Annotated in this window: 19 protein-coding genes; 7 read left to right on the top strand and 12 right to left on the bottom strand. The window is 74.3% G+C overall.

Annotation, left to right across the window (positions count from 1 at the left end; all coding sequences use genetic code 11):
- Nucleotides 1-46 precede the first annotated feature (46 nt).
- Entirely contained in the window at nucleotides 47-1426 is a 1380-nt protein-coding gene (locus ACGFNF_RS10335) for a glycoside hydrolase family 6 protein (protein ID WP_357578832.1), read from the bottom strand.
- Between the two features lie 158 nt (nucleotides 1427-1584).
- On the opposite strand from ACGFNF_RS10335, the gene ACGFNF_RS10330 reads away from it, so the two are divergent.
- Nucleotides 1585-2100, top strand: a complete 516-nt coding sequence (locus tag ACGFNF_RS10330; protein WP_393167106.1) for a metallophosphoesterase family protein — start codon at nucleotides 1585-1587, stop codon at nucleotides 2098-2100.
- Here the strand turns inward: ACGFNF_RS10330 and ACGFNF_RS10325 are convergent.
- Nucleotides 2094-2309 (bottom strand): DUF3072 domain-containing protein, encoded by a 216-nt coding sequence (locus tag ACGFNF_RS10325; RefSeq protein WP_132235944.1) that lies wholly within the window; start codon nucleotides 2307-2309, stop codon nucleotides 2094-2096. The genes ACGFNF_RS10330 and ACGFNF_RS10325 overlap by 7 nt on opposite strands.
- A 165-nt stretch (nucleotides 2310-2474) precedes the next feature.
- Here ACGFNF_RS10325 and ACGFNF_RS10320 point away from each other — a divergent pair, with 165 nt between their 5' ends.
- On the top strand, nucleotides 2475-3416 hold the full coding sequence (locus tag ACGFNF_RS10320) for an NAD(P)/FAD-dependent oxidoreductase (RefSeq protein WP_393167338.1): 942 nt from the start codon (nucleotides 2475-2477) through the stop codon (nucleotides 3414-3416).
- Between the two features lie 36 nt (nucleotides 3417-3452).
- Here ACGFNF_RS10320 and ACGFNF_RS10315 read toward each other — a convergent pair whose 3' ends face one another.
- The 3 genes from ACGFNF_RS10315 to ACGFNF_RS10305 all read right to left on the bottom strand — a co-directional run bounded on the left by ACGFNF_RS10315 (nucleotide 3453) and on the right by ACGFNF_RS10305 (nucleotide 7691).
- Nucleotides 3453-4742, bottom strand: coding sequence for a cation:proton antiporter (locus ACGFNF_RS10315; protein ID WP_393167104.1), 1290 nt, complete (start codon nucleotides 4740-4742; stop codon nucleotides 3453-3455).
- A gap of 104 nt (nucleotides 4743-4846) precedes the next feature.
- A complete protein-coding gene (locus tag ACGFNF_RS10310) occupies nucleotides 4847-5524 on the bottom strand; it encodes an HAD family hydrolase (RefSeq protein ID WP_393167102.1) in 678 nt (225 codons plus the stop codon).
- 40 nt (nucleotides 5525-5564) lie between these two features.
- The gene (locus tag ACGFNF_RS10305) at nucleotides 5565-7691 is read right to left on the bottom strand and encodes a SpoIIE family protein phosphatase (protein WP_393167100.1); all 2127 of its coding nucleotides are present in this window, start codon (nucleotides 7689-7691) and stop codon (nucleotides 5565-5567) included.
- A 189-nt stretch (nucleotides 7692-7880) separates the two neighbouring features.
- On the opposite strand from ACGFNF_RS10305, the gene ACGFNF_RS10300 reads away from it, so the two are divergent.
- Nucleotides 7881-8747: a hypothetical protein gene (locus ACGFNF_RS10300; RefSeq protein WP_132235954.1), complete on the top strand. Its 867-nt coding sequence runs from the start codon at nucleotides 7881-7883 to the stop codon at nucleotides 8745-8747.
- A gap of 79 nt (nucleotides 8748-8826) precedes the next feature.
- Here the strand turns inward: ACGFNF_RS10300 and ACGFNF_RS10295 are convergent, their stop codons facing one another.
- Nucleotides 8827-9204 carry a DUF6401 family natural product biosynthesis protein gene (locus ACGFNF_RS10295; RefSeq protein WP_393167098.1) on the bottom strand — a complete coding sequence of 126 codons (378 nt, stop codon included), beginning with the start codon at nucleotides 9202-9204 and terminating at the stop codon, nucleotides 8827-8829.
- Between the two features lie 162 nt (nucleotides 9205-9366).
- On the opposite strand from ACGFNF_RS10295, the gene ACGFNF_RS10290 reads away from it, so the two are divergent.
- Nucleotides 9367-9816 carry a hypothetical protein gene (locus ACGFNF_RS10290; RefSeq protein ID WP_393167096.1) on the top strand — a complete coding sequence of 150 codons (450 nt, stop codon included), beginning with the start codon at nucleotides 9367-9369 and terminating at the stop codon, nucleotides 9814-9816.
- Here the strand turns inward: ACGFNF_RS10290 and ACGFNF_RS10285 are convergent.
- On the bottom strand, nucleotides 9813-11603 hold the full coding sequence (locus ACGFNF_RS10285; protein ID WP_393167094.1) for an ABC transporter ATP-binding protein: 1791 nt from the start codon (nucleotides 11601-11603) through the stop codon (nucleotides 9813-9815). The genes ACGFNF_RS10290 and ACGFNF_RS10285 overlap by 4 nt on opposite strands.
- A gap of 74 nt (nucleotides 11604-11677) precedes the next feature.
- Here ACGFNF_RS10285 and ACGFNF_RS10280 point away from each other — a divergent pair, with 74 nt between their 5' ends.
- Entirely contained in the window at nucleotides 11678-12241 is a 564-nt protein-coding gene (locus tag ACGFNF_RS10280) for a TetR/AcrR family transcriptional regulator (RefSeq protein ID WP_357578840.1), read from the top strand.
- A gap of 41 nt (nucleotides 12242-12282) precedes the next feature.
- Here ACGFNF_RS10280 and ACGFNF_RS10275 read toward each other — a convergent pair whose 3' ends face one another.
- Nucleotides 12283-12495, bottom strand: a complete 213-nt coding sequence (locus ACGFNF_RS10275) for a hypothetical protein (protein ID WP_132235960.1) — start codon at nucleotides 12493-12495, stop codon at nucleotides 12283-12285.
- 154 nt (nucleotides 12496-12649) lie between these two features.
- Between ACGFNF_RS10275 and ACGFNF_RS10270 the strand changes: the two genes are divergently transcribed.
- The gene (locus ACGFNF_RS10270) at nucleotides 12650-13858 is read left to right on the top strand and encodes an MFS transporter (RefSeq protein ID WP_393167092.1); all 1209 of its coding nucleotides are present in this window, start codon (nucleotides 12650-12652) and stop codon (nucleotides 13856-13858) included.
- 48 nt (nucleotides 13859-13906) lie between these two features.
- Here ACGFNF_RS10270 and ACGFNF_RS10265 read toward each other — a convergent pair whose 3' ends face one another.
- The 4 genes from ACGFNF_RS10265 to ACGFNF_RS10250 form a co-directional block, all read right to left on the bottom strand.
- The gene (locus ACGFNF_RS10265) at nucleotides 13907-14167 is read right to left on the bottom strand and encodes a hypothetical protein (protein WP_393167090.1); all 261 of its coding nucleotides are present in this window, start codon (nucleotides 14165-14167) and stop codon (nucleotides 13907-13909) included.
- Between the two features lie 93 nt (nucleotides 14168-14260).
- The gene (locus ACGFNF_RS10260; RefSeq protein ID WP_151455771.1) at nucleotides 14261-14722 is read right to left on the bottom strand and encodes an SRPBCC family protein; all 462 of its coding nucleotides are present in this window, start codon (nucleotides 14720-14722) and stop codon (nucleotides 14261-14263) included.
- A gap of 52 nt (nucleotides 14723-14774) precedes the next feature.
- Entirely contained in the window at nucleotides 14775-15191 is a 417-nt protein-coding gene (locus ACGFNF_RS10255) for a DUF2795 domain-containing protein (RefSeq protein WP_357578844.1), read from the bottom strand.
- A 72-nt stretch (nucleotides 15192-15263) separates the two neighbouring features.
- Entirely contained in the window at nucleotides 15264-16244 is a 981-nt protein-coding gene (locus ACGFNF_RS10250) for a YihY/virulence factor BrkB family protein (RefSeq protein WP_393167088.1), read from the bottom strand.
- Nucleotides 16245-16402: 158 nt separating this feature from the next.
- On the opposite strand from ACGFNF_RS10250, the gene ACGFNF_RS10245 reads away from it, so the two are divergent.
- Nucleotides 16403-16804: a ChaB family protein gene (locus ACGFNF_RS10245; RefSeq protein WP_132235972.1), complete on the top strand. Its 402-nt coding sequence runs from the start codon at nucleotides 16403-16405 to the stop codon at nucleotides 16802-16804.
- Nucleotides 16805-16843: the final 39 nt, after the last annotated feature.

Genomic DNA, 16843 nt, shown 5'->3' with positions numbered 1-16843 from the left:
CCCGCCCGCCCCGTGCGGGACGGGCGGGACGGGCGGGGCACGGCGGTCAGGAGCAGGCGGTGCCGTTGAGGGTGAACCCGGTCGGGGTGGGCAGGGCGCCGCCCGGCCAGGTGCCCTGGAACCCGAGCGAGGCCGTGCCGCCCGTGGGCAGGCCGGCGTTCCAGGCGGCGTTGCGCACGGTGATCCGGTCGCCCGACTGGGTCCAGTCGCCGTTCCAGCCGTTGGTCAGCCGGACTCCGGCGCCGGGGGCGAAGGTGAGGGTCCAGCCGGTGAGCGCGGCGCCGTGGTTGGTCACCCGCAGCTCGGCGGTGAAGCCACCGGACCACGAGTTCGGGGTGTACGACACCGTGCAGCCGCCGGTCGGCGGGGGAGTGCTCGGCGGGGGCGTCGTGGGCGGGGCGGTGGTCGGGGGCGCCGTCGTGGGCGGGGCGGTGGTCGGCGGGGCGGTGGTGGGGGCCGGTCCGGCGGCCAGGGCCAGGTCGTACGCCCGCTGCGGCACGAACTGGCCGGCCGGCGCGATGCAGCCGTCGGCCTCGCCGGGCAGCTTCACCCACAGGTACGCGTCGATGGCGGAGTCGCCGGTGGCGGTGGTGCTCGGGGTGCCGATGGCCCGCCCGGCCGGGTCGCACCACTCGGAGCCGGCCGGCCCGTTGCCGTTGCGGCTGGTGTCGACGACCGCCTTGAGCCGGGACACCCCGGTCGCCGCGATCACGGCCTTGGCGTAGGCGACCTCGTCGGCGGTGCGCCGGTAGTTGGAGACGTTGAGCGAGATGCCGTCCGCGCTGTTGGCGACGTCCGCGCCGAGCAGCCGGGAGGCGGCCTCGCCGGGGGCGAGCCACGCGGAATGTCCGATGTCGAAGTAGACCTTCGCGGCGGCCGAGCCCGCCTTGAGCTTCTTGCCGGCGTACGCCATGGAGGCCCTCGTCTCGGCCTGCTGGGCCGCGTTCTGGCAGCTGGTCATCAGCGGCAGCACGTCGGGTTCCAGGACGATTGTCGCCGGCCGCCCGGCCAGGCCGGCCGCGACCTGGTCGACCCACTGCCGGTACGTGGCGTGGTCGGGCGCGCCGCCGCCGCTCGCGCCGCTGCAGTCCCGGTTCGGGATGTTGTAGACGACCAGGATCGGCACCTTGCCGGCGGCCGCCGCCGCGCCGACCAGGGCGTCGATCTCGGACCGTACGGTCGAGGTGTTGGTCCGGGTGAACCACCGGCCCTGGGGAACGTTCGCGATCCGGCCGGAGATCACGGCGGCCCGGGGGTCGCCGGGGTTGGCGGCGACCCAGGCCGCCGCGGCCGTCGCCGGGTCGACGTAGAACGCCGAGTCGGCGGCGACCGCGGCGGGTGCGCGGACGATGCCGACGGTGACGGTGGCGGCGACGGTGAGCGCCGCCGCGGCGCTCAGCGCGGCGAGTGCGGGTCTGCTTCTCACGGGATCTCCCATTCCATCGAGGAGCACCGCTGGAAGCGCTCCCATGCATCGACGTCAAACTACGTGCTGATTGCCGCGATGTGAAGAGGCCGCGACATTCCGGGGCGTCGGGCCGGCGCGCCGGCCGCGGCGCGCGGTCCCGCGGGGAGAATGACGGAATGCGCCTGGTGATCACCGCCGACACCCACGTGCCGAAGCGGGCCCGGGACCTGCCGGAGCCGCTCTGGGCGGCGGTCGACGCCGCCGACGTGGTGCTGCACGCGGGGGACTGGGTCGACGAGGCGCTGCTGGACGCCCTCGCCGCCCGGGCCCGCCGCCTCGTCGGGGTGTACGGCAACAACGACGGGCCGGCGCTGCGCGCCCGGCTACCGGAGGTCGCCCGGGTGGAACTCGACGGGCTGCGGGTCGCCGTCGTGCACGAGACCGGCCCGAAGGCCGGGCGGGAGAGCCGCTGCGCGGCCCGCTTCCCCGACACCGACGTGCTTGTCTTCGGCCACTCGCACATCCCCTGGGACACGGTCGCCCCGGGTGGCCTGCGGCTGCTCAACCCCGGCTCGCCCACCGACCGGCGGGCCCAGCCGTACGCCACGTACCTGACGGCGCGGGTGGCGGCGGGACGGCTCGACGAGGTCGAACTGCACCGCCTGCCACCGCGCCGCCCGCCCGGTCACTGACCGCGGCCGGTCTCCTCCTGGAGCTGGTCGATCCGCTTCGAGGCCTCGGCCTTCGTCAAGCCCTCCGGCGGCTCCTCGCCGGCCTCCCGGGCCAGGGTCGCCAGGTAGGACTCCTGGGCGGCGGTCGGCGGCTCCTCGCCGGTGACCCACTCGTCCGGGTCCTTGATGGCGCCCTGCGGGTTGGCCTGGCTGCTGCTGCGGTCCGTCATGGTCTCCACCTTCCTTCGAACAGACGTGCCAATACCCCGTGCGGCGGCGATCCATGCCGCATCTCCGGCGCGTCGTACGCCCGGACGCGCCGGGCGTGTCTCCGGCCGTCCGGGCGACGCGGGCGCGCATACGATCACCGGATGACGGCGGCGCAGCGGGCGGGTGTGGTGGTGGTCGGCGCGGGCATCGCCGGAGTGGCGTGCGCGACGGAACTGGCCCGCGCCGGCATCCCGGTGGAGATCCGCGAGCGCGCCCGGGTGGCCGGCGGCCGGATGGCCAGCCGCCGCTTCGACGGCCGGCCGGCCGACACCGGCGCCGCCTACTTCACGGTCAGCGATCCGGACTTCGCCGAGGTGGTGGAGGGATGGCGCTCGGCCGGCCTGGCCCGCGAGTGGACCGACACCTTCGTCGCGTACGGCGCCGACGGCCGGCGTGCGGCGCCCGGCCCGATGCGCTGGGCGGCGACCCGAGGGCTGCGGACGCTTGTGGAGCACCTGGCCCGGGAACTGCCGGTGACCGTGGACCGGCTCGTGCTCGGCGTCGCGCCCGGACCGGTGGTCGACGGGCGGCCCTGCGAGGCGGTCGCGCTCGCCATGCCGGGGCCGCAGGCGGCCCTGCTGCTCGACCCGGCCCTCGCCGCCGCCACCCGGGCCACACAGGTCCAACGCTGGTCGCCGTCCCTGGCCGCAGTGCTGCGTTTCCCGGCCCGCCGGTGGGCCACCTTCCGGGGCGCCTTCGTCAACGACCACCCGCTGCTGAACCTCGTCTGCGACGACGGCGACCGCCGCGGCGACGACGCGCCGGTGCTGGTCGCCCACACCACGCCCGAGTTCGCCGCCGGCCACCTCGCCCAGCCCTCCGGGGCCGGTCCGGCGATCGAGGAGGCCGTCCGGGACCTGCTGGGGCTGCCCGAAGCGGCGGAGCACGTGCACGTGCACCGCTGGACGTACGCGAAGCCCACCGAAGGCCCCGGCGGGACGTACCACCTCGACGCCGACGGCGTCGGGCTGGCCGGTGACGCCTTCGGCGCACCCCGGGTGCAGAGCGCCTGGCTCTCCGGTCGCGACCTCGGCCGCGCCCTCGTCACCCGCCTGGGCGCAGCGTGAGGAAGCAGCCCCTGCGCACACCGGCGGGGCGGGCGGTCAACCCCCGGTGGTGACGGGCTCGCCGGCGTGGCGGCGCTCGGACGGGTCCGACGTGCGTTCCCCCGCCCGGTCCAGCAACTGCATCACCGGGGTCGCCGCGATGCCGTGCACCACCACCGAGACGATCACCACGAGGCCGACGGTCGCCCAGATCAGGTCCGCCTGGGGGAAGTCGGTCTTCGCGGTCGCGTACGCGATGTAGAAGAACGAGCCGACGCCCCGGATGCCGAACAGGGCGATCACCCAGTGCTCGGCCGGTCGGCCGGGCGCCCCCCGCAGCGACAACCAGCCGAGCAGCGGACGGACCACGAAGACCAGCGCCAGTCCGACCGCGGCGGCCGGCCAGGTCAGCGGGCCCAGCAGGCCACCCACCACGGCGCCGCCGAAGAGCAGCAGCAACAGCACGGTGAGCAGCCGCTCCACCTGCTCGGCGAAGTCGTGCAGCACGGAGTGGAACTCGTGGGTGCGCTCCGCGGCCCGGATCGCCCGCGCGGCCACGAAGACCGCCAGGAAGCCGTACCCGCTGACGACCTCCACCAGCCCGTATGCCAGGAAGGTCGCGGCCAGCGCGAGGAAGCCCTCCGAGTGCCGGGCCAGCCGCAGCTTGCTCGGGGCCCGGAAGAAGAGCTTGCCGAGCAGCCACCCGACCAGCCACCCGCCCGCCACCCCGGCCGCCACCTTCCAGAGCACGTCCACGCCGAGCCAGTGGCCCAGCCAGTCGCCGGGCGCGAGGCTGGTGGTGGCGATGGCGATGGCCGCGTACACGAAGGGGAAGGCCAGCCCGTCGTTCAGCCCGGCCTCGGAGGTCAGGGCGAAGCGGACCTCGTCCTCGGAGTCCTCGGCATCGGTGGGCTCGCCGACCTGCACGTCGGCGGCGAGCACCGGATCGGTCGGGGCGAGGGCCGCCCCCAGCAGCAGCGCGGCGGCCGGCACCAGCCCGGCCCACCACCAGCCGAGCACCGCCACCGCCACGATGCACAGCGGCATGGCGATGGCCAGCAGCCGCCACGTCGACGACCAGCGGCGCCAACTGAACGGCCGGTCGATCTTCAGCCCGGCGCCCATCAGCGCCACGATGACGCCGATCTCGGTGAGGTGGGTGGCGACGTCCGGGTACGCGAGCGGGTCGGGGTTCGGCAGCCCGACGGGGAGGGCGAAGACCAGCATGCCCAGCCCCAGGAACGCGATCGGCATGGACAGCGGCCGGTGCTCGAGCACCCGGGGCAGGATCCCCGCCAGCAGCGCGCCCAGACCGACCACCGCGAACGCCACGTCTACCGGCTCCACGACCCCACCTCTCCGCCTCGCCCACGGCGTGCGGGCAGGTGGTGCAAGTCCTTGCCCCCGGAGGACTTCTCGTATTCCTCTTCGGAGCGACGGAGTCGGCGGCGTCACCCCGCCCGGGCGACCGGCGAGTCGTCGAGGGCGGCGAGCAGCGCGGCGGGGTCCTCGTAGACGGCCACCGCACCGGCCCCGGCCAGCTCGCCCCGGCCGGTGCCGCCGCAGGTCAGACCGACGCAGGGGATGTCCAGCTCGCCTGCGGCGGCGACGTCCCACACCGAGTCACCGACGAAGACCACGCGTTCGGCGGCGAGCCCGGACTGCTCCAGCGCGGCGACCAGGATGTCCGGCGCCGGCTTGCTCTCCCGCGCGTCCGCCGAGCTGGTGATCGTGTGGATCACGTCGTCGGCGGCCAGCGCCCGGCGCAGCGCGGTCACCTCGTGCTCGGCGGCGGAGGTCGCCAGCACCACCCGCAGTCCCCGCTCCGCGCAGGCGCGCAGCAGGTCGGCGGCGCGGGGCAGCGGGACCAGCCGCTCCCAGTACTCGGCGAAGAGGGTGTCGTGGGCGGCGCGCAGCTTCTGGTCCGCGCTCCGGTCGCGCTCCGGACCGAGCAGGTGGTCGAGCAGTTTGTCCGAGCCCATCCCGATGGCGCGGTGGATCGTCGCCATGGGTACGGGCCGGTCGGTCTGGCGCAGCGCCTCCCACCAGCTCACGGTGTGCAGGTAGGTGGTGTCGACCAGGGTGCCGTCCACGTCGAAGAGGACACCGGTGGGCTTGTCGGCGGGCATACGGTCCTCCTACCCCGTCGGGCCGGGCTGACGCCACCGTTCACGCGGGCGGGATGAGGATCTCGAACCAGACCGTCGAGCCGCGTACGGTCGGGTCCGTCCCCCACGCGTCGCTCAGCTCCTCGATCAGCCCCAGTCCCCGGCCCCGGCTGCTGAGCGTGTCGGTCTGCGCGCGGGTCACCGTGCCCCGGGTGCCCGAGTCGGCGACCGACACCAGCAGCCGCTCCGGGCTGAGGTCGATCTCCACCCGGGCGGCCGTGCCCGCGTGCAGCAGGGCGTTGGTGGTCAGCTCGCTGGTGCAGAGCACCGCCGCGCCGATGATCGACTCGGGCACCTGCCACTCCGTGAGCTGCGCGGTCATCCAGTGCCGTACCCGGCTCGGCGCGGTCGGCTCGGCTGGCACCTCCATGCTCGTCGACCGGGACGGCCGCAGCGCGTGCTCCACCGCCAGCACCGCGACGTCGTCCTCGGTGGCGCCGGGCACCGCCGCGGTGGCCACCGCGCACAACGCGCGGGGGTCGCCGCTGCCCGCGCCGGCCACGGCGATGGCCAGGGCGTCCAGGCCGGTCGTCAGGTCCTGCCAGCGCCGCTCCACCACACCGTCGCTGAACAGCAGCAACGTGTCGCCGGGGGCGAAGGGCACCGTGACGGTGCGCGGCCGGCAGCCCAGGCCCAGCGGGGCGCCCGCGGGCACGTCGAGGTATTCGGCGACCGGGTCGCCGTCCGGGGCGCACCGGCGGATCAGCGGGGCGGGGTGACCGGCGCTGGCCAGGGTGAGCCGCTGCCGGTCGGCGTCGACGACCCCGAAGACCACCGTCACGAACAGCTCGTGCGTGTCGCCCTCGGCGCCCAGGCTGGTCACCAACCGGTCGAGCCCGGCCAGCACGGCGTCGGGGCGGGGGTCGGTCAGCGCCAGCGCCCGCAGCGCCGCGCGGACCTGACCCATCCGGGCCGCGGCCTGCACGTCGTGGCCGGCGACGTCGCCGAGCACGATCCCCAGGCCGCCGTCGGGCAGCAGGAAGGCGTCGTAGAAGTCCCCGCCGGCGGCGTTGCCGTCGACGCCCGGGTCGTAGCGGGCGGCGATCCGCATCCGGGGCAGGTCGGGCAGGTGCTCCGGCAGCATGCTGCGTTGCAGCAGCTGGGCCGTGCCGTGCTGGGTCTCGAACCGGCGGGCCCGCTCGGCGGCCTGGCCGACCAGCTCGGCCGAGGCGGCCAGCAGCGCGCGCCGGGCGGCCGACCAGACGTGCGGGACCTGGTAGCCGACCGTCAGCCCGCCGCGCACCACCGAGGCCCGCAGCGGCACCGCCGCGAGCGAGCGGACCTTCTGGTCGTGCCGGTCCACCGCGATGTCCCGCAGCGGCTGGCCGTCGTCGGCGAAGTACGGCACGCCGCTGCGGGCGACGGTCACCCCCGGCCCCAGCCCGTCCGGCGGGACGCGCCGCCACAGCGGGGGGAGGCGCTCGTCGGCCTCGTCCATCAGCTCGCCGCGGATGCGCCGGACCATCCGCCAGCCGCCGCCGCCCTCGTCGACGGCGAACGAGACCCGGTCGGCGTCGAACGCCGTGATCGTGTAGCGCAGCGCGACCCGGGCCACGTCGTCCAGGGTGAGGGTGCCGGCGAGCGCCGCGGCGAAGTCGCTGAGGCTCTGCAACTGCTGGGTGACCTGGGTGGTCTCCGCGGCCACGGTCAGCACGCCGACGATCCGCCCGGCGCTGTCGCGCACGGGGGAGTAGCCCCGGGTGAAGACCGACTGCTCGACCAGGCCGGGACGGCGGTGCAGCGGAAGCGTGGTCTCCTTCTCCAGGAACGGCTCCCCGGAGCGGTAGGTGTGCGCGATGGCGTCCCCGACGCCGGGCAGCGGCCAGGACTCCGCGAACACCTGGGCCGCCGGGCGGCCCACCGCGTCGGGGTGCCGGTCGCCGATCAGCTCCGCGTACGCGTCGTTGTAGACGAGCAGGTGCTCGTCGCCCAGGGTGAGGGCCATCGGTACGGGCGAGGCGAGGAGCAGTTCCGTGGCGGCCCGGACCGCCGGGTCCCACGTCCGCCACGCACCGAGCGGGGTGCCACCCCAGTCGTGGCGCGGGACGGCGGCCGCCATGCCCGACGCGGAGGGCGTTCCCGAGACCGGGGCTGGTGGGTTCGGGACCCGTCCGACCGTTCCTGGCATGAGCGCAGCCTAGCCGGAGGGTCCGTCGGCTGTTTCCGATCATGCCCCGCACCACGCCGGGCCCGAACGTTCGGGCAGGTCAAGGCTGTTCTGCGGTGACATGTCGGGAAAAACTCGGGGACTCCGACGGCGTGCCGCGTCGGCGACCGGGTAAGCGCGCGGCGCAGTCCATGCGACAGGAGGGACATCATGCCGGAAAGCCTCGCGGTCAGGCAGGTCGACATCGGCAACGCCGTGGCCGACATGTGGAGGTCGGTGCTGCTCTTCATACCGCGGGCCATCGCGTTCATCGCGATCCTCGTGGTCGGATGGCTCATCGCCCGAGCCGTGCTCAAGATCGTGGACACGGCGCTGGAACGGGTCGGGTTCGACAGGGCGGTGGAACGGGGCGGCATCAAGCGCGCGCTGGAACGCACCAAGTACGACGCCAGTGACATCCTGGCGAGACTTGCGTACTACGCCGTGCTGCTGTTCACCCTGCAGTTCGCCTTCGGGGTGTGGGGACCCAACGCGATCAGTGACCTGATCAGCGGCGTGGTCGCCTGGCTGCCACGCGCCTTCGTGGCGATCGTCATCATCGTCGTGGCCGCCGCGATCGCCAACGCCGTCCGGGATCTGGTCACCGGGGCGCTGGGCGGGCTCGCGTACGGCAAGGTCCTGGCGGACCTGGTGGCGGTCTTCATCCTCGCGCTGGGTGTGATCGCCGCGCTGAACCAGGTGGGCATCGCGACCACGGTGACCACTCCGGTGCTGATCGCGGTGCTCGCCACCGTGGCCGGCATCCTGATCATCGGTGTCGGCGGTGGCCTGGTGCGGCCGATGCAGAACCGCTGGGAAGGCTGGCTGAACCGGATGGCCGAGGAGTCGCGGGCGGTGCAGGAGCACCGCCGGGCCCGGGAGGCCGGTCAGACCGACGTCGGCCGGCAGATGGCGGACCGGACGGCGGCCGAGCGCACCGAGGTCATGCCCCGCGGGCAGGAGTCCGCGACGGCCGGCGGGCGCGGCACGTACCAGTCGGGGAACGTCAGCGACGAGACCCAGCAGTTCCGCCGTTGACCTGGCGGTGAGCAGGACGGGGAGGGGTGTCCGCGGACGTGCGGGCGCCCCTCCGGCGTGTGCGACCGGGGCCGGCGGTTCAGACCAGCGGGAGCGGGGCGGTCGCCGGGGCCCCGAGCGAGCGGGTCAGCGCGCAGACCGCGAGCAGCCGGGTGAGCAGCCAGTCCGGTGCGGACCAGTCCACCGGGGCCGCCGGCGGCTGCCAGCCGTGCTCCAGCGCGGCGGCGCGGACACCTTCCGCGTAGCCGGCGAGCGCGGCGGCGCTCAGCGCCCGGCGGTCGCCGTCCAGGCTCTCCCGCACCGCCGCGGCGTGCTGGTCGACCAGGGCGAGCAGGCCCGGACGCGCGGCGGCGGCGGCCAGTCCCTCGGCGCCGACCGAGGTGGACAGGAGAGCGAGGGTGGCCCGCGCCGAACTGGCGGCGGAACGGGCCTCGACCCGGGTGAACGGCACACGCATGGTGACCGAGGCTATCCGGCCGTGACCAGGGTCGACCTCGGCCGGTCGGCGGGTTTTTCACCCTCCCCCGAACGGTCAGCGGGCGGCGCGGGGGGTTGATCCGACGCGGGCGGGGCAGAGGAGAACCGCCCGGACGGGCACAGCCGAAACCTGGAGGAACGGATGGGACGACACGAGGACGGGCCGGACGAACGGCACCGCAGGCCCGCCGGGGTCAGCGACGAGACGGTGGCGGCGCTCGGCAAGCTCAGCGAGGCGCTGGAGTGCGTCGAGCGGGTCCGCGGTCACCTCTACTCGCTGCACCAACTGGTGGGGCACGCCGACCTGATGCTCGACGACGCCGTGGAGATGTTCCGCGCCGCCGGGCACGACCGGATCGCCGACCGTATCGACACCGACCTGCTGGGCCGCAACGTGATCGCCGGACGGTGGACGTTCCAGATCGTCGAGGACTTCGACGACAACTACTACGCCCTCTTCCGCGACCTGGACCGGGCCGCCCGGGAGGAGCTGGTCGGCGGTCGCCGGCACCTCTACGAGGCGGAGATGAAGGAGCGGCGGCGCAGCCGGGGCCGACCCGGGCACGAGGCACGCCCCGACACCGGAAGCTAGCGCGTAGCGGCCGCGGAGAGTTCGGCCGCGACCGTGCGTTCCTCGGTGGCGATGCGAAGCGCCGCCACCAGGCGGCGGTAGAGATCGTCTGCGGCCAGCAGCTCGGAGTGGGTGCCCTGGGCCCGGATCCGGCCGTGCTCCATCACCACGATCCGGTCGGCGTCGAGCACCGTGGAGAGCCGGTGCGCGATGGTCAGCACCGCGCCGGATGCCGCGCGCTGCCGGATGCACTCCTGCAACGCCGCCTCGGTCAGCCCGTCGACCTGCGCGGTCGCCTCGTCGAGCAGCAGGAGGTCGGGGGTGCGCAGCATGGCGCGGGCCAGGGCGATGCGCTGGCGCTGCCCGCCGGAGACCTCCGTCGACGCCAGCGACGTGTCCAGCCCGTCCGGCAACGAATCGATCTTGTCGTCCAGCCGGACGGCGTGCAGCACCGCCCAGATCTCCTCCTCGGTCGCGTCGGGGTGGGTGAAGCGCAGGTTGTCGCGGACGGTGCCGGGTACCACCGGCGTCTCCTGCTCGACGTACGCCAGCCGGGCCCGCACCTGGTCGTGCCCGTACGCCGCGTACGGGCGGCCGTCGAGCAGCAATTCCCCCCGCTCGGGTTCGAGGAAGCGCAGGATCAGCGAGAAGAGCGTGGTCTTGCCGGCCCCCGACGGCCCCACGATCGCCGTGTGCCCCCGCCGGGGGACGGCCAGCTCGATGTCCCGCACCGCGGGGGGAGCGTCGGGCCCGTACCGGGCGGTGACCTCGCGGAACACCAGCACCGGCTGCTGCGCGTCGGGCGTCGGCGCGGGCTCCGCCGGGGCGGGCGCCGGGCCTGCCGGCTCGGTCGCGATGGTCTCGATCTCGCGGATCCGTCCCGCCGCCGCGATCCCGGCCTGCAACGCCGTGGTGTTCTGGGTCAGCTCCATGATCGGCCCCATCAGCTGGAACGTGTACAGCAGGAAGGCGATCAGGCTGGAGATCTCCAGCAGGCCGTGCTGGGCCCGCCAGGCGCCGATGCCCAGGATCGCGATCACCGCGAGCTGGATCCCCGTCCAGGCGATCGTCCAGACCGACGCCGTCACCCGCGCGGCCCGTACGCTGTGCGTCGCCGCCTGCCGGGCGTCGGCGACGATCCGCTCGGTCAACCGGGCTTCCGCCCGGCTGGCCTTGACCGTGCGGATCGCGCGCAGCGCCCCCTCCAGGACGCCACCCAGCGCGCCCGTCGACTCCTGCGCCGCGGCCTGCGCCTGCCCGATGCGGGGCATCAGTGCGCCCATGACCGCGGCGACGACCAGCACGGCGGCCACGGTGCAGCCGAGCAGGAACAGGTCGAGCACCCCCATCAGCACGAGGGTGCCGGCCAGGGCGATACCGGCGTTGACCAGGCCGACGATGCTGCCGGACGCCTCGCGTAGCAGCTGGGTGTCGGAGGTGGCCCGGGTGACCAGTTCGCCGGTGGGGCGGCGTTGCAGGTCGCCGACGCGGGCCCGGAAGTAGTGCCGGACGATCGAGGCCCGCGCGTCGAGCACGACGCGCTCGGCCAGCGTTCCGAGCAGCCGCCACTGCCACAGCGAGACGGCCGCGCCGACGACGACGAGCGCCAGCAGGGCGCCGATCGGGCGGGCCATCGACTCGCCGGCGCCGAGCGTGTCCAGGACCCACTTGGTGACCATCGGCGTCGCGAGCCCGGCCGCGTTGGCGGCGAGCCCCAGCACGAGACCGAGGAGCATCGTCCGCCGGTGCGGGACGAGGAACGAGGTGAGCGTGCGCAACCGGGAGAACGCCGGGGCGGAAGGAGTCATGCCCCGAATGGAACATCAGTGTTCCAGTCCGGTCAATCGGTATTCCGAAAGGACGTGTTGGTATCCTCGCCGACGTGACCGACCAGCAGGTGTCCGGCAGTCGCGCCCGGACCCGCCAGGCCATCGTCGACGCGGCGATCGAGGTGTGGGGGCGCAACCCCGCCGCCTCCCTCGGCGACATCGCCGCCGCCGCCGAGGTGGGGCGTACGACGTTGCACCGCTACTTCGCCGAGCGGGCCGACCTGCTCGGGGCGGTCGGCGCCGAGGCCGGCGCCCGGCTGGACCGGGCGACCGCCCAGGCGCGGATCGCCGAGGGCACCGGTGCGTCGGCCGTGCGCCGGCTCTGCCAGGAGTACTTCGACCTCGGCACTCTGCTCTCGCTGATCTTCACCGAGCCGGAGACCGGCGCCGGTTCCATCGACGGCGGGTGCGACCCGAACTTCGTCGCGATGGTCGAACGCGGGCACCGCGACGGCACCATCGACCCGGAGCTGCCGGCGGGGTGGGTGCAGAGCCTGATCTGGTCCCAGTTGTACGCCGGCTGGGCCTACCTGGCCGAGACCGGTGCCTCCCGGCACGAGGTACTGCGCCTGATCCTGCGCACCGTCGACGGCGCGATCGCGGTCAAGCCGGGATGATCCGGCCGGCGCGGCGGGATGCCGTCGCGCCGGCTGCCGCGTCACTCCATGGAGCGGGCGTCCGCCGGGCGGCGGCGGGCCGCGTCGTCGGCGATGATCACGGTCGCCACCATCAGCGCGACGCAGAGGCTGAACAACCAGGAGTCGTCCGATGCCAGCTTGGCGGAGACGGGAGCCTGCAGCGCGGCGAGGAGGAAGCCGAGCCATGCCAGGCGGCGCTGACGCGTGGAGAGGATGCCGGAGCCCTGATGCATCCCGAAAGTCTTGCTCGCGACCCGGCACTTGCCGTCAGCCGAACGGCCGATTCTGGATGAGCTGTCCGTTTTACCGCCCGTCCGGACCGTAATCTTCGTCCCACCGGGGGAGGCGGACTGGTGCCTCGGCCGACTCAGGGCAGGATGGTCCTCCGTGTCCACCGCCCCGCCCCGCGCCTCGCTGCTCCTGTTGGCCTACCTCGCCTTCGTCAGCCTCGGCCTGCCCGACGGACTGATCGGCGTGGGCTGGCCCTCGATCCGGGCCGACTTCGGCGTGCCCACCGAGGCCGTCGGCCTCGTGCTCACCGCCGGCACCGCCGGCTACCTGACCTCCAGCGTGCTGGCCGGCTTCACGCTGGCCCGGCTCGGCGTCGGCTGGCTGCTCGCCGGCAGCACGCTGCTGGCCAGCCTCGCGCTCACCGGCTACGCGTCGACGCCCGGGCTCACCCTGATGGTGGGCTGCGCGCTGGTGCTCGGCCTGGGCTCCGGCGCGATCGACTCCGGCCTGAACGCGTACGCGGCTGGCGCCTTCGGCCCCCGGCACATGAACTGGATGCACGCGTTCTTCGGCCTCGGCGTGGCGCTCGGACCGTTGATCATGACCGGCGCGCTCAGCGCCGGGCTCTCCTGGCGCTGGGGCTACGGCCTGGTGGCGGGGGCCCAGCTCGCGCTGGCCGCCGCGTTCGCGCTGACCGTGCGGGCCTGGCGGGACCGCGCCCCGGCCCGCGAGCAGGCCGCGTCCGCCGCCGGGGAGGCGGCCGTCGCCCCACCGACCGTCACCCGGGTACGCGAGACGCTGCGCCTGCCGGCGGTCTGGCTCGGCGCGTCGGCCTTCGCCGTCTACGTGGCCATCGAGGTGGCGGCCGGGCTCTGGGCGTTCCTGCTGCTGACCGAGGGACGCGGCCTCGGCGCGGCAGTCGCCGGCGTCTGCGTCTCGGGCTACTGGGGCAGCCTGTTCGTCGGGCGCGTCGTGCAGGGCGTGGTGGCCGAACGGCTGGGCGCGGCGGTGGTGCTGCGGGGCAGCCTCGCCGGGATGGCGGTCGGCGCGGTCCTGATCGCGCTGCCGGCACCGGCCTGGGTCGCCGTCGCCGGGCTGTTCGTCGTCGGCTTCGCCGCCGCCCCGGTCTTCCCGCTGCTCACCCTCACCACCGCCGAGCGGGTCGGTGCGGCGCACGCGGACCGGACCATCGGGCTCCAGATCGCCGCGGCCGGGCTGGGCGGCGCGCTGGTGCCCGCCGGCATCGGGGTGCTGCTCGGCAACACCTCGGTCGAACTGCTCGGGCCGGCGCTCGTCGTCCTCGCGCTGGGCCTGATCGCCCTGCACGCCGCCGGCACCCGCCGGCCGCCTTCCACGCCCCGCTGAGCGACGCGGCGGGCGGACCCCTGTGGGCCCGCCCGCCGCGCCGGGCGTTCACATCGTGTCGGGTCCGGTCCGGCCGGTCGTCGAGGGCCGGTACGCGCGTTCCGGGTCGGTCGGCTCGCGGCCCGTACCGGCGGCCTGCCCGCCCCGGTCCGTCGCCTCCGGGCCGTGCCCGAAGGCCGCCTCCTCGCCGGCGTCGTTCCCCGTCACGTCGTCGGCCTGGCCGTCCAGGGTCGACCGCGCGACGGCCCGGTCCAGTTCCTGGAGCGAAGTCCGTTCCTCGTCCCGCCACACCTTGTCGTCGTCCGTCATGCCAGTCGCGGTACCCCGGCCGGGTCCCCGCAAACGACGATGGCCGCCGGGGGAGCCGGCGGCCATCGGAGGTTCACACCCGGGGGCGGGGAATCAGGGCTGCGGGCGGTCGACCTTGCCGCGCCAGGCGCCGGTCTCCTGACCGCGTCGCTCGATGAACTGCTTGAACCGCTCCAGGTCGCCCTTCGCGCGCCGGTCGACGACGCCGAGCTTGTCGCCGGCCTGCTCGACCACGCCGTGCGGTTCGAACTCGAGCTGGAGCGTGACCCGGGTGGTGTCCGGGTCCAGCCGGTGGAAGGTCACCACGCCGGCCTGCTGGGTGCCGCCCGTGGAGCGCCACGCGACCCGCTCGTCCGGGAGTTGCTCGGTGATCTCGGCGTCGAACTCCCGCTTCACCCCGGCGATCTCCACCGTCCAGTGGGTCATCGTGTCCGTCAGCTGCCGGACCTCCTGGACCCCCTCCATGAAGTGGGGGAAGTCCTCGAACTGGGTCCACTGGTCGTACGCGGTGCGGACCGGGACGGAGACGTCCACGTGTTCGGTAACGCCACTCATAAGGCATCCTCCTTCGTCCGCCGGTGACGGGCCGGATCGTGCGGGGATCCGGTCACCAACGGGTCGTCTCGTTCTTGTGGCCGAGCGCCGCCCACACCTCGGAGATCGTCTGGTAGCGGGTGCCCTCGGGCAGCCGTTCCAGTTCGGCGAGGATGTCCGCCGGCGCCTCGTTGTCCCGCGCGTTGGCGATCAACGTCTCCCGGTCACCGGGCAGGGCGGCCATCGTGATGAACCGGCCGAGCCGGCTGCGTCGCTCGACGTCCTCGGAGCTCATCCCCTTGGGCGCGCCCGTACGCAGGTCGCCGGCCGGGGCCGTGGTCGGCTCCGGCTGGTCCTCACCCGCCGGCTCCGGCACACGGGACTCGTCGACCCGCGAGCCGCCGGTCCCCGGCCCCTGCACGAGGCCGCTGACCTCCCGGCTCATCTGCTCGTCGACCCTCGGTCCGTGCTTGCTGCTGCCACGTTCCATGCCTTCTGCGCTACCCGGTGGCACCGGCGGTAAACGGGCGCACCGGCGTCGCGGCCGGTAAACCCGTACGGGTCACGTGGCGGCCGGCGTCTTCGGGGGCAGGACCGGCTCGTCGGGGTCCGGCTCGCCGGCCTGGAGCACCCGGCCGCGCTGGAGTTCCGCGTTGATCTGCACGCCGAGCATCAGCGCCGAGTTGGACAGGTAGAGCCAGACCAGGAAGGCGATGACCGCACCGAGGCTGCCGTAGGTGGCGTCGTACGAGCCGAAGTTGGCCACGTAGAGGCCGAAGCCGAAGGAGGCGAGGGCCCAGGCCACCAGCGCCACCGCGCCGCCCGGGGTGAGCCAGCGGAACCGCGGCTGCCGGACGTTCGGCGCGGTCCAGAACAGCAGGCTCAGCAGCACCATCATGATCATCGCGAGCACGGGCCACTTGGCGATGCTCCACGCCGTACGCGCCAGTCCGCCGGCGTTGATCAGGTCGCCCACCGCGTCGGTGACCGGCCCGCTGACGATCAGCCCGGTGGCGACGATCGCCAACAGCACCAGCGAGATCGCCGCCAGGCCGATCTGCACCGGCCGCAGCTTCCAGACCGGCCGCCCCTCCTCGACCCCGTAGACGGCGTTGGAGGCCCGGGTGAACGCCCCGATGAAGCCGGAGGCCGACCAGAGGGCACCGAGCAGACCGAAGCTCAGCAGCGCGCTGGCCGAGTCGTTCTGGTCGACCACGCCCCGCACCACGCCGACGAAGCCCTCGTTTGCCACCACCGAGCCGGCGCCCATGTCCCGGGCCAGGTCCAGCACGGTGTCGACGGTCTGTTCGCCGTTGGACACCAGCCCGACCAGGGCGACCACCACGATCGTGGACGGGAAGAGCGCGAGCACCCCGTAGTAGGTCAGCGCGGCGGCCCAGTCCGCGCAGTTGTCCTTGACGAAGTTGCGCACGCTGCGCACCAGCACTCCGCGCCAGGTGCGCCAGCTCAGCTGCCGTACCCGGCGGGGGATCCGCGGTCGCCGCTCCCCGGCAGGCACCGCGCCGGGTTCCGTCGTCGTCATGCCCGCTCCCTGCGCCCCGGCCGCCGGATGGCCCGGTGCATCCGGCTTCGCCTGGCCCGCCGGTACCCCTGGCCGGAAATCGACAAACCCGCCCTCCGGTTTGCCGACCGGACGCGGGGGAACGGTCAGGGGAACCCATCGACGCGGAGGAGGACGAGATGCCCGGGCGCGAGGTACTGCCCAGCACGCTGCGACGCTCCCCCAAGAAGGCGCAGCGCACCTGGGAGAAGACGCACGACTCGGCCGTGGAGACGTACGGCGAGGGGGAGCGGGCGCACCGCACCGCCTTCGCCGCCGTCAAGCACGAGTTCGAGAAGGTGGGCGACCACTGGGAGCCCAAGGGCCGCAAGGGGCCGAGCGACCGCCAGGCGGCCGGCGGCGGACCGGAGCGCCGGGCGCCCACGGCCGGCGGGGTGGACGCCAACGCCACCAAGGACCACCTGATGAAGGTGGCCCGCAAGCTGGACGTGCCCGGCCGTTCGAGCATGACGAAGCCCGAACTGGTCAAGGCCATCGAGAAGGCGAACAACCGCCGGACCGCCAAGGCCCGCGGCCGCTGAGGCCACCTTTCGGGTACGCGACGCGGGGGCTGTCCGGGC

Origin of the sequence: Micromonospora sp. NPDC048868, from assembly GCF_043198195.1 — a bacterium.
Lineage (GTDB): Bacteria > Actinomycetota > Actinomycetes > Mycobacteriales > Micromonosporaceae > Micromonospora > Micromonospora reichwaldensis.
This window is presented reverse-complemented; position numbering and strand designations above follow the sequence as displayed.